18 protein-coding genes and 1 riboswitch are annotated in these 15,694 nt (G+C 40.7%); of the genes, 17 read left to right on the top strand and 1 reads right to left on the bottom strand.

The window, feature by feature from the left end; translation table 11 throughout:
• The first annotated feature begins 63 nt into the window (after window positions 1-63).
• Window positions 64-180: riboswitch (SAM riboswitch) on the top strand.
• A 102-nt stretch (window positions 181-282) separates the two neighbouring features.
• The 16 genes from AMD01_RS21620 to AMD01_RS23775 all read left to right on the top strand — a co-directional run bounded on the left by AMD01_RS21620 (window position 283) and on the right by AMD01_RS23775 (window position 13,377).
• Window positions 283-1,308 carry a methionine ABC transporter ATP-binding protein gene (locus tag AMD01_RS21620; protein ID WP_053403527.1) on the top strand — a complete coding sequence of 342 codons (1,026 nt, stop codon included), beginning with the start codon at window positions 283-285 and terminating at the stop codon, window positions 1,306-1,308.
• Window positions 1,301-1,969, top strand: coding sequence for a methionine ABC transporter permease (locus AMD01_RS21615; protein WP_053403526.1), 669 nt, complete (start codon window positions 1,301-1,303; stop codon window positions 1,967-1,969). The genes AMD01_RS21620 and AMD01_RS21615 overlap by 8 nt, the downstream gene beginning before the upstream one ends.
• Window positions 1,970-1,993: 24 nt before the next feature.
• Window positions 1,994-2,827 (top strand): MetQ/NlpA family ABC transporter substrate-binding protein, encoded by an 834-nt coding sequence (locus AMD01_RS21610; RefSeq protein WP_053403525.1) that lies wholly within the window; start codon window positions 1,994-1,996, stop codon window positions 2,825-2,827.
• Window positions 2,828-2,977: 150 nt separating this feature from the next.
• Entirely contained in the window at window positions 2,978-3,346 is a 369-nt protein-coding gene (locus AMD01_RS21605) for a carboxymuconolactone decarboxylase family protein (RefSeq protein ID WP_053403524.1), read from the top strand.
• Between the two features lie 240 nt (window positions 3,347-3,586).
• The gene (gene sufC / locus AMD01_RS21600) at window positions 3,587-4,372 is read left to right on the top strand and encodes a Fe-S cluster assembly ATPase SufC (protein ID WP_053403523.1); all 786 of its coding nucleotides are present in this window, start codon (window positions 3,587-3,589) and stop codon (window positions 4,370-4,372) included.
• Window positions 4,373-4,389: 17 nt separating this feature from the next.
• The gene (gene sufD, locus AMD01_RS21595) at window positions 4,390-5,697 is read left to right on the top strand and encodes a Fe-S cluster assembly protein SufD (RefSeq protein WP_053403522.1); all 1,308 of its coding nucleotides are present in this window, start codon (window positions 4,390-4,392) and stop codon (window positions 5,695-5,697) included.
• The gene (locus tag AMD01_RS21590) at window positions 5,697-6,917 is read left to right on the top strand and encodes a cysteine desulfurase (protein WP_053403521.1); all 1,221 of its coding nucleotides are present in this window, start codon (window positions 5,697-5,699) and stop codon (window positions 6,915-6,917) included. Before sufD ends, AMD01_RS21590 begins: the two co-directional genes overlap by 1 nt.
• Window positions 6,907-7,359 carry a Fe-S cluster assembly sulfur transfer protein SufU gene (gene sufU / locus AMD01_RS21585; RefSeq protein WP_053403520.1) on the top strand — a complete coding sequence of 151 codons (453 nt, stop codon included), beginning with the start codon at window positions 6,907-6,909 and terminating at the stop codon, window positions 7,357-7,359. Before AMD01_RS21590 ends, sufU begins: the two co-directional genes overlap by 11 nt.
• A gap of 40 nt (window positions 7,360-7,399) precedes the next feature.
• Complete coding sequence (sufB, locus tag AMD01_RS21580; RefSeq protein WP_053403519.1) at window positions 7,400-8,797, top strand: Fe-S cluster assembly protein SufB; 1,398 nt, start codon at window positions 7,400-7,402, stop codon at window positions 8,795-8,797.
• A gap of 138 nt (window positions 8,798-8,935) precedes the next feature.
• Complete coding sequence (locus AMD01_RS21575) at window positions 8,936-9,793, top strand: DUF72 domain-containing protein (protein ID WP_053403518.1); 858 nt, start codon at window positions 8,936-8,938, stop codon at window positions 9,791-9,793.
• Window positions 9,794-9,812: 19 nt separating this feature from the next.
• Entirely contained in the window at window positions 9,813-9,992 is a 180-nt protein-coding gene (locus AMD01_RS21570) for a hypothetical protein (RefSeq protein ID WP_053403517.1), read from the top strand.
• Between the two features lie 82 nt (window positions 9,993-10,074).
• On the top strand, window positions 10,075-10,221 hold the full coding sequence (locus AMD01_RS24325; protein ID WP_157052820.1) for a hypothetical protein: 147 nt from the start codon (window positions 10,075-10,077) through the stop codon (window positions 10,219-10,221).
• A 182-nt stretch (window positions 10,222-10,403) separates the two neighbouring features.
• Window positions 10,404-10,706 (top strand): YunC family protein, encoded by a 303-nt coding sequence (locus AMD01_RS21565; RefSeq protein WP_053403516.1) that lies wholly within the window; start codon window positions 10,404-10,406, stop codon window positions 10,704-10,706.
• Window positions 10,707-10,803: 97 nt separating this feature from the next.
• On the top strand, window positions 10,804-11,577 hold the full coding sequence (gene yunB, locus AMD01_RS21560) for a sporulation protein YunB (protein WP_053403515.1): 774 nt from the start codon (window positions 10,804-10,806) through the stop codon (window positions 11,575-11,577).
• A 163-nt stretch (window positions 11,578-11,740) separates the two neighbouring features.
• Complete coding sequence (locus AMD01_RS21555; RefSeq protein WP_053403514.1) at window positions 11,741-13,255, top strand: sodium-dependent transporter; 1,515 nt, start codon at window positions 11,741-11,743, stop codon at window positions 13,253-13,255.
• A complete protein-coding gene (locus tag AMD01_RS23775) occupies window positions 13,255-13,377 on the top strand; it encodes a methionine/alanine import family NSS transporter small subunit (protein WP_083446662.1) in 123 nt (40 codons plus the stop codon). The genes AMD01_RS21555 and AMD01_RS23775 overlap by 1 nt, the downstream gene beginning before the upstream one ends.
• A gap of 60 nt (window positions 13,378-13,437) precedes the next feature.
• Here the strand turns inward: AMD01_RS23775 and AMD01_RS21550 are convergent, their stop codons facing one another.
• Window positions 13,438-14,439, bottom strand: a complete 1,002-nt coding sequence (locus tag AMD01_RS21550) for a M23 family metallopeptidase (RefSeq protein WP_053403513.1) — start codon at window positions 14,437-14,439, stop codon at window positions 13,438-13,440.
• Window positions 14,440-14,702: 263 nt separating this feature from the next.
• Here AMD01_RS21550 and lipA point away from each other — a divergent pair, with 263 nt between their 5' ends.
• Complete coding sequence (gene lipA, locus AMD01_RS21545) at window positions 14,703-15,596, top strand: lipoyl synthase (RefSeq protein ID WP_053403512.1); 894 nt, start codon at window positions 14,703-14,705, stop codon at window positions 15,594-15,596.
• Window positions 15,597-15,694: the final 98 nt, after the last annotated feature.

Genomic DNA, 15,694 nt, shown 5'->3' with positions numbered 1-15,694 from the left:
GTACGTGCTAAAATCACAATCGTATCCAATAAAACGAAATTTGTCGAAAATTTAAATAGATAACTCTTATCGTGAGAGGTGGAGGGACTGGGCCCTGTGAAACCCGGCAACCGTCAGTGAAGACTGAAATGGTGCCAATTCCTACAAAGCATGCAAGTATGGTGCTTTGAAAGATGAGAGGAAGGTCAAAAGCCTTTCTGCTCATTTATGCAGAAAGGCTTTTTTGTTTTAGATAAGAGTCCTCGTTTCGATAGGTTTTTAAGAGGAAGGTGAATAGTCAACATGATTACACTTCAAGGTGTGAAAAAAATATATCAAAGTGGTCAAGGAACCGTTCGAGCTGTTGATGGCGTGGATCTACGCGTACAGCAGGGAGAAATCTTTGGCATTATTGGCTATAGTGGTGCCGGAAAAAGTACGTTAATTCGGTTGCTAAACGGTCTAGAGAAGCCAACAGAGGGAACGGTGGAAGTTGCAGGAAACAATATTGGACAAATAAAAGGCGGAAAATTAAGAAAAGCGCGCCAAGAAATCAGCATGATATTCCAACATTTCAATCTTCTTTGGTCTCGTACAGTAAGAGAGAATATTTCATTTCCGCTAGAAATTGCGAAAGTACCAAAGCAGGAGCGTTTAAAACGAGTTGATGAGCTGATCAAGCTAGTGGGATTAGAAGGCAGAGAAAATGCGTATCCTTCACAACTCAGCGGTGGTCAAAAGCAGCGCGTCGGAATTGCAAGAGCACTCGCAAACAATCCTAAAGTGTTGCTGTGTGACGAAGCAACGTCAGCACTAGATCCTCAAACGACCGATTCAATTTTAGAACTGCTCGTTGATATTAACAAAAACTTAGGACTTACCATTGTACTTATTACGCACGAAATGCACGTTATTCGTAAAATTTGTCATCGTGTTGCGGTAATGGAAGATGGAAAAGTAGCTGAAGAAGGCAACGTATTAGATGTTTTCAAAAGACCTCAAGCTCAAATTACCAAAACATTCGTGAAACAAGTAACAGAGGCAGATGAGAGCTTTGAAGCAATTGAGAATGTACGAGAACAATATCCAGATGGACATATTATTCAGCTGACCTTTATCGGTCAAGGAGCTGAGCAACCGCTCATTACGAGTGTTATCAAAGAATTTGATATTACCGTCAACATTCTACAGGGGAAAGTATCTTACACGCAGGGCGGCTCGTACGGAACACTCGTGATTCACCTTGGTGGATGCGAGAGTGAAGTAGAGAAGGCCATTGAGTTTGTGAAACAGCAGCAGGTAGAAGTAGAGGTGATTACAAATGTTTGAGAAGTATTTTCCGAATGTAGAGGCGAGCGAGATTATCCTAGCTACCAAGGAAACATTGTTCATGACCGCTATTTCTGTCGTAGCTACTTTAATTTTAGGGATTTTATTAGGGATGCTGTTGTTTTTAACATCCAAGGGTCAGCTTTGGCAAAATAAAGCGATCAATGCAGTTGTGGCAGCGATTGTGAATATTTTCCGTTCCATACCGTTCCTTATTTTGATTATCTTATTAATTCCGTTCACGATTTTCCTTGTAAACGACATGTTAGGTGCAAAGGCAGCACTGCCAGCACTAATTATCGGTTCTGCTCCCTTTTATGCACGTTTAGTAGAAATTGGATTACGTGAGATTGATAAAGGTGTTATTGAAGCAGCAAGGTCTATGGGAGCTACCACATGGACAATCATCTGGAAGGTATTACTTCCAGAAGCACTTCCAGCACTAATTTCTGGTATTACAGTAACGGCTATTGCGTTAGTTGGATATACAGCTATGGCCGGAGTAGTAGGTGCAGGGGGACTGGGAAACCTAGCTTACCTACAAGGATTCCAACGAAATAATAATGACGTAACATTAGTAGCGACTATTTTAATTTTAGCTATTGTATTTATCATCCAGTTCATTGGAGATATTATTACAGCAAAAATCGATAAGAGATAACATATTAAAAGGAGATCAACTAATATGAAAAAGTGGATAACAGGTTTAGCAGCATCTTCATTACTGGTACTAGGATTAGCTGGATGCGGAACGAGCAACGACAGCGCATCTTCTGATAACGACAAATTAGTAGTTAGTGCATCAAACGTTCCTCACGCAGAGATTTTAGAGGAAGCAAAACCAATTTTAAAGAAAAAAGGCATTGATTTAGAAATCGAGGTTGCACAAGATTATATCATTCCAAATAAGGCACTTGCTACAAAGCGCGTGGACGCGAATTATTTTCAACACGTTCCTTACTTGAATTCCGTATTAAAGGATAACCCAAGCTATAAATTTGTAAGTGCCGGTGCTATTCATGTCGAGCCAATCGGAATTTATTCTAAAAAATATAAAAGCTTAAAAGACCTTCCGCAAGGTGGAACGGTTGTAATGCGTGATGCTGTTTCAGAACAAGGGCGTATTCTTTCCATCTTTGAACAACAGGGCGTAATTAAGCTTAAAAAGGGTGTCGACAAAGTAGATGCTCAAATTAAAGATATTGTGGATAATCCGAAAAAGCTAAAGTTTAAAGCGAATGTTGAAGCAGGCCTATTGCCACAAGTGTACAAAAATGATCAAGGCGATGCAGTTGTCATCAATGCCAACTACGCGCTTGATGCAGGATTAGATCCAGTAAAAGATCCAATTGCCGTTGAATCAACAAAAGACAACCCGTATGCGAATATCATCACTGTTCGTAAAGGCGACGAAAATAAGAAGAAAATTAAAGAATTAGTCGCTGTTTTACAATCAAAAGAAATTAAAGATTTCATTAAAGAGAAATACAAAGGTGCTGTACTTCCAGTATCAAAATAATAGGTTAGTCATTAAAAGAGTGTTGCATAAGCAACGCTCTTTTTTTAGTTTATTCCACATCAATTTTCCCACAAGGAGCGAATAATCATATTTGTGTCCAGGACATACTAAAGCAAGAACAACGATCATGATGGGAGATGAATGCTACATATGGAAAATCAACAGCCAACGAGCTCGACAGAACAAGCGTTACACGCATATAAAATTGGAGTTGGTCATTTTGCTGAAAAAATGCCTGACGTAACAAAGACGTTTAATGCGTTTACCGAAGCGTGCTTTAAAGAAGGAGAGCTTTCCAAAAAGGAAAAACAGCTGATTGCGCTTGGCATTAGCTTAGTAGCTCAAGATGAGTACTGTATGATTTATCATACAAAAGGGTGCCTAGATCAAGGGGCAACTGAAAAAGAAATTTTAGAAGCCTGTGGCGTAGCGGCAGCATTTGGTGGGGGAGCGGCTATGAGTCAAGCCGTTACGCTCGTTCACGAATGTATCCACGAGTTAGATCATCGCACGCATTAATTTTTACATGAGCAAAATAGACCTTCTTCCATTTCAGGAGGAAGGTCTATTTTAATAAGTAGAAACTCATTCATTTTTACATAGAAACGAGTCATGAATTAACTAGGGAAGATCTGGTCCAAAAGGTTGCTATAACATTTCATTTGTTATAAGATTGTAATGAGAATAAATTGAGAATTAATAAAAATTATATAGGTATATAATTTGAATATACGTATAGAATTGGATGGAGGTTTTATCATGGCAGCATCAACATTAACGATCAAAGATCTTCATGTAGCAATCGACGGCAAAGAGATCTTAAAAGGTGTAAATTTAGAAATTAAGGGTGGAGAAATCCACGCAATCATGGGCCCTAACGGAACAGGTAAATCTACTTTATCTTCTGCAATTATGGGACATCCAAAATATGAAGTTACACAAGGTAGCATCTTATTTGACGGTGAAGACGTATTAGAAATGGAAGTAGACGAGCGTGCACGCGTAGGTCTATTCCTTGCTATGCAATACCCAAGTGAAATCAGCGGTGTAACAAACGCAGACTTCTTACGTTCTTCTATTAACGCACGTCGTGAAGAGGGCGATGAAATTTCTCTTATGAAATTTATCCGTCAGCTTGACAAAAACATGGAGTTCCTAGAAATGGATCCAGATATGGCTCAACGTTACCTAAACGAAGGCTTCTCCGGTGGGGAGAAAAAACGTAACGAAATTCTTCAATTAATGATGATCCAACCGAAAATTGCAATTCTTGACGAAATCGATTCTGGTTTAGATATCGATGCGTTAAAAGTTGTTTCAAAAGGGATCAACGAAATGCGCGGAGAAGACTTTGGTTGCTTGATCATCACTCACTACCAACGTCTACTTAACTACATCACACCTGACCATGTACACGTAATGATGCAAGGTCGTGTCGTAAAATCTGGTGGTGCTGAATTAGCACAACGTCTAGAAGCAGAAGGTTACGACTGGATTAAACAAGAACTAGGTATTGAAGACGAAACAGTAGGCGAAGAAGCGTAAGCGATAGGAGGATTCAAATGACTATTGACACTAAACTACCGGTAGATCAGGAGTACGTCAGCAGCTTCTCTAAAGAAGCGAACGAACCAAGCTGGCTTCTAGACCTTCGCTTACAGGCTCTTGCGAAGGCAGAAGATCTTTCACTACCAAGAGCAGATAAAACAAACATTACTAAGTGGAATTTTACTTCTTTCTCAAACCATGCGACAAAAGCAGCGGCTGTTAGCTCTATTGATGAGCTTTCTGAGGAAGTAAAGGCACTTATCGATACAGAAAATGCAAAAAATCTTTACGTACAGCGCAATGAATCACCTGCATATGCAGCGGTTTCTGATACGTTAAAAGAGCAAGGCGTGATCTTCACTGATATCCAAACAGCTGCAAGAGAACACGGCGAGCTTCTACAAAAGTACTTCATGAAAGACGGAGTAAAAGTAGATGAAAATCGTCTAACAGCTCTACATGCTGCACTAGTAAACGGTGGGGTATTCATCTATGTACCGAAAAATGTTGAAGTAGCAGAACCACTTCAATCTGTATTTGTACATGAAGATGCAAACGCAGCATTATTCAACCACGTTATTGTCGTAGCAGATGACAACAGTTCTGTAACATATGTAGAAAACTATATTTCTACAAGTGGTGCAAACGAAGCGGTTGTAAACATCGTTGCCGAAGTATTTGCAAACACAAATGCAAAAGTAACGTTTGGTGCAGTAGATTACCTTTCAGAAGGATCAACTGTTTACGTAAATCGTCGCGGTGTAGCAGGGCGTGATGGTCGTATTGAATGGGCACTAGGTTTAATGAACGAAGGAAACACAGTGTCTGAAAATACAACGTACCTAATGGGTGACGGCTCTTATGGAGATACTAAAACAGTAACAGTTGGACGTGGAGAGCAAAAACAAAACTTCACTACTCAAGTTGTTCATTTTGGTAAACACTCAGAAGGTTATATTTTAAAACATGGCGTAATGAAAGACAGTGCTTCTTCAATCTTTAACGGGATCGGTAAAATTGAACACGGTGCTTCTAAAGCAAACGCTGAACAAGAATCTCGCGTATTAATGCTTAGCGAAAAAGCACGTGGAGATGCGAACCCAATTCTATTAATTGATGAAGACGATGTAACAGCAGGTCATGCTGCTTCTGTAGGTCGCGTAGATCCTGTTCAACTATACTATCTAATGAGCCGTGGTATTCCACGTGTTGAAGCTGAACGTCTAGTAATTCATGGATTCCTAGCACCAGTTGTTAATGCTCTTCCAATTGAAACAGTTAAGAAGCAGCTAGTAGAAGTTATTGAAAGGAAAGTTCGTTGATGGATATGAAAAATATCCGTCAGCACTTCCCTATCCTAGATCAGCAAGTTAATGGGAATCCACTTGTTTATCTAGACAGTGCTGCAACTTCTCAAAAGCCAACGGCTGTTATTGAGGCAATTGAACAGTATTACCGTGGTTACAACTCAAACGTTCACCGCGGTGTTCATACGTTAGGAACAAGAGCAACGGATGGCTATGAAGGCGCTCGTGAAAAGGTTCGTAAGTTTATTAATGCAAAGTCGACGGAAGAGGTTATTTTCACGCGTGGAACAACTACTTCTCTTAACACGATTGCAGCAAGCTACGGGCGAGCGAATCTTTCAGAAGGCGATGAAATTGTCATTACGCATATGGAACACCATAGTAATATCATTCCATGGCAACAAGTAGCGAAGCAAACAGGCGCAACGCTAAAATATATTGATTTAACAGAGGATGGTCGCTTGGATCTTGAAGAAGTGAAAAAGACCATTACATCAAATACAAAGATCGTTTCAATCATGCAAGTATCAAACGTGCTAGGAACGATCAACCGGATTAAAGAAATCACCAAAATTGCCCATGACAATGGTGCGATTATGGTCGTAGATGGTGCACAAAGTACGCCTCATATGAAGGTAGACGTACAGGATCTAGACTGCGACTTCTTTGTCTTCTCAGGTCACAAAATGTGTGGCCCGACAGGTATCGGGGTACTGTACGGTAAAAAGGCACTTCTAGAAAACATGGAGCCAGTTGAATTTGGCGGGGAAATGATTGACTTTGTTAACCTATACGATTCAACGTGGAAAGAGCTTCCGTGGAAATTTGAAGGCGGCACGCCGATCATTGCAGGCGCAATTGGTCTAGGTGCAGCCATTGATTTCCTAGAAGAAGTTGGTTTAGAAAATATTGAGGCGCATGAGCATAAGCTTGCCCAATATGCGCTTGGTCGTATGTCTGAAGTTGACGGTGTTACCATTTATGGTCCAACAGAGCGCGCAGGCCTTGTAACGTTTAATCTTGACGAAGTCCATCCTCATGATGTGGCAACGGTATTAGACGCTGAAGGAATTGCAGTTCGTGCCGGTCATCACTGTGCACAACCATTAATGCGCTACCTAAATGTTTCAGCAACGGCGCGCGCAAGCTTCTACCTGTATAACACAGAAGAAGATGTGGATAAGTTTGTATCATCGCTTGTCAAAACAAAGGAGTATTTCACTAATGTCTTTTAATAACAACCTTGATGTGTTGTATCGTCAGGTGATTATGGATCATTATAAAAATCCACGTAATCGCGGCGTATTAGAAGAAGATACGGTGACGATCAACATGAACAATCCAACGTGTGGCGATCGTATTCAACTTTCGTTTAAAGTCGAGGAAGGCAAAGTATCTGATGTGAAATTTGAAGGTGAAGGTTGCTCGATTTCAATGGCATCTGCATCTATGATGACACAAGCAGTGAAAGGCAAGCCGATCGAAGAAGCTCTTCACATGTCTCAGATTTTCTCCGACATGATGCAAGGGAAAGAATATGATGATAGTATAGAGTTAGAGGACATTGAAGCACTGCAAGGTGTCTCAAAGTTCCCAGCACGTATTAAATGTGCCACATTAGCTTGGAAAGCAATGGAAAAAGGATTGCGTGATAAAGATCAGTCAGATTCGAACTAAATAATAAATCCCAAATCCATTTCGAGGGGGTAATTTAATCATGGCAAAGAAAATGCCAGAAATCGGTGATTATAAGTACGGTTTTGCCGATAAAGATGTATCCATTTTCCGCTCAAAGCGCGGATTAACAAAAGAAATCGTTGAGGAAATCTCTCGCATGAAGTCTGAGCCTCAATGGATGCTCGATTTCCGTTTGAAATCTCTAGAGCATTTTTATAAAATGCCGATGCCACAATGGGGCGGCGACTTAGGAAGCCTGAACTTTGATGAAATTACGTACTACGTAAAACCATCTGAGAAATCAGAGCGCTCTTGGGATGAAGTACCTGAAGAAATCAAACAAACGTTTGACAAATTAGGTATTCCTGAAGCGGAGCAAAAATACCTTGCAGGTGTGTCTGCTCAGTATGAGTCTGAGGTTGTATACCACAACATGAAAGAAGACCTTGAAGCACAAGGGATCGTTTTCAAAGATACGGACACTGCTCTTAAAGAAAACGAAGACATTTTCCGTGAGCACTTCGGTAAAGTAATTCCTCCAACAGACAATAAATTTGCTGCGCTTAACTCAGCTGTTTGGTCTGGTGGATCATTCATCTACGTGCCAAAAGGCATTAAAGTTGATACGCCTTTACAAGCATACTTCCGTATTAACTCTGAAAACATGGGTCAATTCGAACGTACGCTAATCATTGTAGACGAAGGCGCACACGTACACTACGTAGAAGGTTGTACGGCACCTGTTTATACAACTAACTCTCTTCACAGTGCAGTTGTAGAAATCATGATCAAAAAAGATGCGTACTGCCGCTACACAACGATTCAAAACTGGGCAAACAACGTGTTTAACCTTGTAACAAAACGTGCTGTAGCAGAAGAAAATGCAACAATGGAATGGATTGATGGTAACATCGGTTCTAAATTAACAATGAAATACCCAGCGGTTATCCTAAAAGGTGAAGGCGCACGTGGTATGACATTATCCATTGCTCTTGCAGGTAAAGGGCAGCACCAAGATGCTGGAGCTAAGATGATTCACTTAGCGCCAAACACATCTTCAACAATCGTATCAAAATCAATTTCTAAGCACGGTGGTAAAGTAACGTACCGCGGTATCGTTCACTTCGGACGTAAAGCGGAAGGTGCTCGTGCAAACATTGAATGTGATACGTTAATCATGGATAATAAGTCTACTTCTGATACAATTCCGTACAATGAGATCTTAAACGATAACATCTCACTTGAGCACGAAGCGAAAGTATCAAAAGTATCTGAAGAACAATTATTCTACTTAATGAGCCGCGGTATTTCAGAGCAAGAAGCAACTGAAATGATCGTAATGGGCTTCATTGAGCCATTCACAAAAGAACTTCCAATGGAATACGCAGTTGAAATGAACCGTCTAATCAAATTTGAAATGGAAGGTTCAATCGGTTAATTCCATTTACGAGCTCGCCTGTTACTTACGCAGGCGGGCTTTTTTAGTACCATCCTTTTTGAACAGCCTGTTGGCTTCCTACATTTCCTTCCTATTCCGATTTGTATTAAAATAAAAGTAATAAAGAGGAGGGATGACATGATTTATATTGGCGTAACAGGATGGGGGGATCATGATGTTTTATATGAAGCTGGGGTTCCTTCTCGTGACAAGCTAGGTATTTATGCAGGACATTTTCCGATCGTTGAAGTCGATGCATCGTTTTATGCCGTGCAGCCAAAATCAAACGCTGAAAAATGGGTGTCAGAGACGCCTGATGATTTTCGTTTCGTCGTGAAAGCCTATCAGGGAATGACGGGGCATCAGCGAGGAGAAGAGTATTATGAATCAAAAGAAGAGATGTTTGATGCGTTTATTGATTCTCTAACGCCCTACGTTGAGGCAAATAAGCTAGGAATGGTTTTGTTTCAAACACCGCCTTGGTTTGATTGTCGTAAGGAGAACGTTGATTACTTACGCTACAGCAGAGAGAAGCTGAGAGATTTTCCTGTTGCCCTAGAGTTTCGCAACCGTACGTGGTTTGAGCCTTCATTTTACGAAAAGACGCTGTCTTTTATGAAGCAAGAAAATTGGATTCACGGTATTTGTGATGAGCCTCAGGCAGGGGAAGGATCCATCCCAACGGTTCTACACCCAACGAACAAGGATAAAACGCTTATTCGTTTTCATGGTCGTAATGTTCATGGATGGAACAAGCCGCCAGAGGGGAATTGGCGCAAGGTTCGATTTTTGTATCGCTACAATGAAAAAGAGCTACTAGAGTGGAAAGAAAAGCTTGAACAGCTGCAAAAACAGACAAAGGATATTTATCTGCTGTTTAACAATAACTCAGGTGGAGATGCCGTTGACAATGCGAAGCAGCTCATTGCAATGCTTGGCCTAGAATATGATGGACTTGCACCGAAGCAGCTTGGCTTATTTGATGAATTGTTTTAAGGGATAAAGGGGTGGAGAAATGGAATCATATATTTTTATCTTACTGTTATTTTTAATGGGGTTTATTTTTCTGTTACTAGGACTGAAGAGGCAAAGCAAAATTATGCTCGGAGGTTCTCTCGTCTGCTTTTTAGCAGGCTTTGCGTTTACATATATTGCTTTTAGTACGTATACACCAAATGCTATGTTAGGAGCCTAGTAATCATATCATTATCGATTGGTGTCTTGGTAGTGGACTAATCGTAATCGGTAGCCTAGTGAGCTTAGGCGGCAGATCGCTAATGGTTCCCGCTATGATCATGCTGTTTGTTTTCCTACATGTAGCTGTTATCAAGTCCGTTCTGATGGTCTTTTTGTTCTCGATTACACATATTAGCCTAGGAAACGTTGATTGGCTGCTCGCTTCATTTCTCGTTCCAGGTGCTTAGACTTAAGCAAACCTTGGTTCATTAATTCCAAAGGAAAAAATAAAACAGTCGTTTCTTTACTGCGAATTATTTTATTAGCCGTCGGAATTCGGATGGTATACGAAAGTATTGTCGGATAAAACATACACTTTCTACTCTCTCTTTTCATACTGTAATGTGTGTATGAAAAGGAGCTGATTTCAATGATGTCATTAGAACCAATTACGATTGATGGATATACATTTAAGGCGATCACGGTCTTACTTCCTAAAACCACGCTGTTAGCTGTTGCGTCAGATAAAGGGTATATTATGTGTGGCGCGTTGGATGTCGGATTATTGAACGAAAAGTTGAAGGATCGTGGCATTATCGCCGGAAGAGCTGTTGGGGTACGTACAATTGAACAGCTATTATATGCGCCGTTAGAATCTGTGACAGTAGAGGCAGAAAAGCTCGGAATTCATGTCGGAATGTCTGGAACAGATGCGCTACTAAAGATGATATAAAAAAAGGTGATCACCCGTCAGAGAGCGGATGGTCACCTTTTTCATAGTCTAGGCCGTCCCCTTTTCGCATACATATCAAGTGAGGAGGGGATGATGGTTGCCTAAAATTCGAATAAAAAGACAGCGCAGAGGACCATTACCTTTTCGTTATGTCTTGCTGTTAACGGTCGTGTTTTTTATTTTTTCTACGATGCTCAGCATCTGGGTCATTAACAGAGGCATTGAACCGACGTTAATGGCTTACGCAGAATCGCAAACGAACCGAATTGCTACCCTCGTTGTCAATAAAGCGATTAATAAGAAGCTAGCAGATGATTTAGATACAAAGGGTCTTATTGAAATAGATCGTGATTCAAAAGGCGAAACAGGTATTTACAGTATCAACGAATCAGTATCAAATCGTGTATGGGCAGAAGTGACAAGACTTCTAGAAGAGAACTTAAAAGCAGCTGAAAAGGGACATTTAGATTCCATTGAGCTTCCGGCAGACGTAGAGCTTGAACAAGATAAAAAAATGAAAAGCCAGGGAATTATTTATCGCGTTCCGCTTGGTCGAGCAACGGATAACGCCCTATTAGGAAACTTAGGCCCGATGATTCCAGTCAAATTTCACGTTATTGGTGATGCCAGAACAGACATTCAACGGCGCATTAAGGAATTTGGAATTAACAATGCCTTATTTGAAGTGTACATTCATGTAAAAGTAAACGTTCAAGTAATTATTCCTTTTGCCACAAAGGAAACGACGATTACGACGGATATTCCGTTAGCAACAGCTCTTCTTAAGGGTGACGTACCCGATTATTATAATAACGGTCGAGGAGACGGTACATCTATTCAGGTGCCATCATCTAGTAAGTCTGACAAATAAGGAAGCACGCCATGTGCTTCCTTATTTATATTGAAATCAAGCTTTTGGTCAGAAAATCTGACAACATTTTTTGACATTTTACAAAAATATCCTTATACTAATTTGTAGAATAAAGACAGAAAATAAAGAAAATTAAAACAAAAAAAGAAGAGGGGGAATAGGGATGGAAAATCGTCCGCAGTGGGGATCAAGGGCAGGCTTTATTTTAGCGGCTGCCGGATCAGCAATAGGGTTAGGAAACATATGGAGGTTTCCGTCAACGGCGTTTCAAAACGGTGGAGGAGCTTTCTTTTTACCGTATCTATTTGCGTTATTGACCGCAGGGATTCCGCTGTTAATTATGGAATTTACAATTGGTCATAAGTTTAGAGGCTCAGCACCTTTGAGTTACGCACGATTGAATCGAAAGTTAGAATGGCTTGGATGGTGGCAGGTAGCTATCTCGTTTATCATCTCAATTTACTACGCGGCAATTGTCGCATGGGCGATGTCTTATACTGTTTTTGCCTTTAAGTTAGGCTGGGGGGAAAATACAGAGAGCTTTTTATATAATGACTATCTACATATTGCAAAAACGCCTGGAGAGATTGGGAGTTTAGTACCTGGAGTGTTGATCCCACTCATTATTGTCTGGGTCATTACACTAGGTGTTTTATTTAAAGGAGTAAAAAAGGGAATTGAAGTAGCGAATAAAATTTTCTTACCGACATTGATTGTTATTTTTATGGTCATTGTAATTAGAGCGTTGACGTTAGACGGAGCCGTAGAAGGGCTGAATGCCTTCTTCAAACCGAACTGGGACATGCTGACTGAAGGGAAAGTATGGGTCGCAGCGTATGGCCAAATCTTCTTTAGTTTGTCTATTGCATTTGCAATTATGGTGACCTATTCAAGCTATCTTCCAAAAAAATCGGATATTACGAATAACGCGTTTATCACCGGCTTTGGAAACTCTGCATTTGAATTACTAGCCGGTATTGGTGTATTTAGCGTGTTAGGGTTTATGGCCCAGCAGCAGGGCGTTGGCGTAGATGAAGTCGTAAAGGGTGGAGTAGGACTAGCGTTTGTTGTCTTTCCACAAATTATTAATCAGTTCCCAGCCTTTAACGAGTTGTTTGGGGTCCTCTTTTTCCTCTCGCTCATTTTAGCAGGCTTAACGTCGCTGATTTCAATCGTAGAAACGTTCGTAGCAGGTGTACAAGATAAGTTTAATGTGTCTCGCACAAAGTCAATTATGATCGGTGGAGGGCTAGCAGCCGTTTTATCACTGTTATTTGCGACACAAAGCGGACTGTTCTTCTTAGATGTTGTCGATTATTTTATTAATAATTTTGGTGTGGCGCTTGCTGGTCTGGTGGAAGTAATCGTAGTTGCTTGGGTACTAAGAGAATTAAATAGCCTACAAAAGCATGCCAACTCAGTGTCAGATATTATTATCGGGAGCTGGTGGAAGGTTTGTTTAGGTGTTGTTACCCCACTTGTACTCGGGTATATGATGTTTGATAACATTCGTACAAACATCAAAACCAACTATGAAGGCTATGAAACATCCTTTATTGTCACATACGGATGGATGGCTACGTTGCTAGCCATTTTACTTGGAATCGTGTTCTCAATATCCAAGTGGAAAAAGAATTCATTATCCCTTCCGACTGATAGCAAGGAGGTTTCAAGCTAATGGATACAAGCTCAATTATCATGATGATTATTGGAATGGGTATTATTTGGGGTGGGCTTGCTTTAAGCATTATTCACGCAATTAGAAAGGCAAAGGAAGCCAAACGTACTTCACTGAAATAACATGAAAAGCCGCTCTATTAGCGGCTTTTTTTACTTTTAAACAAACGTTTGTTTAGATCATTATTTCTTTGTTTGACGCTTTACTCGGTCTTGACGCTCCCATGAACGGAGGCGTGGATAAGGATCAAACGACCACTCGTTTAAGCCATTATCTTTGTACATACCGTAATGAAGGTGAGGAGGGAATTTTCCCGCTGTTCCTGGTGGGCCGTATCCAGAGCTGCCTACTCCACCGATGAGCATCCCCGGCTCAACAATTTGTCCTACCTTTAATCCTTTCGCAAATCCGCTTAAATGGGCGAGGTAGTGATAAGTATTGTTAATATCACGAATGCCAATTCGCCATCCACCATATTTGTTCCATCCCATAATTTCTAATACGCCGTAACAGGTAGAACGAACAGGAACACCATAGTCTGCAAAAATGTCTGTTCCCTCATGGATTCTTCGTCCACCCCATCCTCTCGCATCACCCCACGTACTGCGGTAGCTGTAGTTTGAACGTAGGGGAACAGGGAAGGAGCTACCTTCAAGATCTAGTCGACCGAAATGCTGATACATTCTGGCATTTTCCACCACGACATCAACAGCTTTGCTTCGCTGATAGTAATTCCATAAGCCAATTTCAATATGTTCCTTCGTAACCCCGTAGGTTTGAAGATATTCTGCAACTGTATAAATGACATCCTCATCATCCGTTAAAAGTGCTTTTCCGTCACCATTTCCATCTCTTCCGATGCCTCCTAGGAGCTCTATCGTTAATGGATTAGTGTCCGATGTGTCTTTGTTTAAGCTGCCAATCCATCGCTGAGGTTCGATGTAAATACCTAATACTCCTAACTCTTTTGGAATATCACGTCGTGCTCTGCGTACGCTTCGTTCGTATTGATCAATTCCCGCGAAGTAGTACCACGGAATATGCGTAATACTTTCCATGTGGGTATATAATTCCATTCGCTTTTGGTACGTTTGTTCATTTGACGTTGTTTTAGTAGCATAGCTTTCAGGTGCTTGAGAAAGAGTAATGAAAAGCAATAGGAAGCAAATAAGGGCTTTTTTCAAGAAATTTTCCTCCCTTCTATTTCAAAAAGTCGTATTCATAGTTTGTGGAGGATGAAAACTTTTCATAATACTTAATTAATGGAAAAAGGAAGGAGGTCTTGTTTTGTCAAGTAAATATATCTCTGAATAATAATTATTGGAAGCGCAAGGGTTGTCGAACCCAACTTTTATATGATAAAGTGACATAGAACTACTTTTTCAATACAGGGTGTATATAACTATAGATTTGCGTAATATTCTGTAAAACGATGGAGTTGGTATAAATGGCAACAAAAGAGGAACATGTTCGCAAGCCCGAATGGCTGAAAATTAAGTTAAATACAAACGAAAACTACACGGATCTTAAAAAAATGATGCGTGAAAAAAATCTTCATACAGTATGTGAAGAAGCAAAATGTCCTAATATTCATGAATGTTGGGCTGTTCGTCGCACAGCAACCTTTATGATTCTAGGAGACGTATGTACTCGTGCGTGCCGTTTCTGTGCAGTAAAAACAGGACTACCTACAGAGCTAGACTTGCAAGAGCCAGAGCGCGTAGCAGAATCTGTTCGTATCATGAACTTAAAGCATGCGGTTATTACAGCCGTTGCGCGTGATGACTTAAAAGATGGAGGAGCTGGCGTATTTGCTGAAACAGTACGTGCTATCCGTCGTGCAAACCCATTAACATCCATTGAAGTACTTCCTTCTGACATGGGTGGAGTAGAAGAAAACCTTAAAACACTTATGGATGCTCGTCCAGACATCCTAAACCATAACATTGAAACAGTACGTCGTCTTACTCCAAGAGTTCGTGCTCGTGCTACATATGATCGTACGTTAGAGTTTTTACGTCGTGCAAAAGAAATGCAGCCAGATATCCCAACAAAGTCTAGTATTATGATTGGGCTTGGGGAAACAAAAGAAGAGATCATCGACGTAATGGATGATCTGCGTGCAAACAATGTAGACATTATGGCAATTGGCCAATATCTACAGCCGACAAGAAAGCATTTGAAAGTACAAAAATATTACCATCCAAATGAGTTTGAAGAACTGAAAGAGATCGCGTTATCAAAAGGCTTCAGCCACGTTGAAGCAGGTCCTTTAGTGCGCTCTTCTTACCATGCCGATGAGCAAGTAAACAGCGCAACAAAAGCAAAGCGCGGCGAATAAAGTTCGTTTTATTTGGAGAAAAGGAGGCTGGGACAAAACCCCTCCTCTGAGATGAAAAAAGCGGTGAGAGTTTACGAGAAGTAAACTCTCACCGCTTT

The sequence above is a fragment of the Priestia koreensis genome (assembly GCF_001274935.1).
GTDB lineage: Bacteria > Bacillota > Bacilli > Bacillales > Bacillaceae_H > Bacillus_AG > Bacillus_AG koreensis.
Note: the sequence above shows the minus strand (reverse complement) of the source record. Positions and strands in the feature narration are given on the sequence as shown.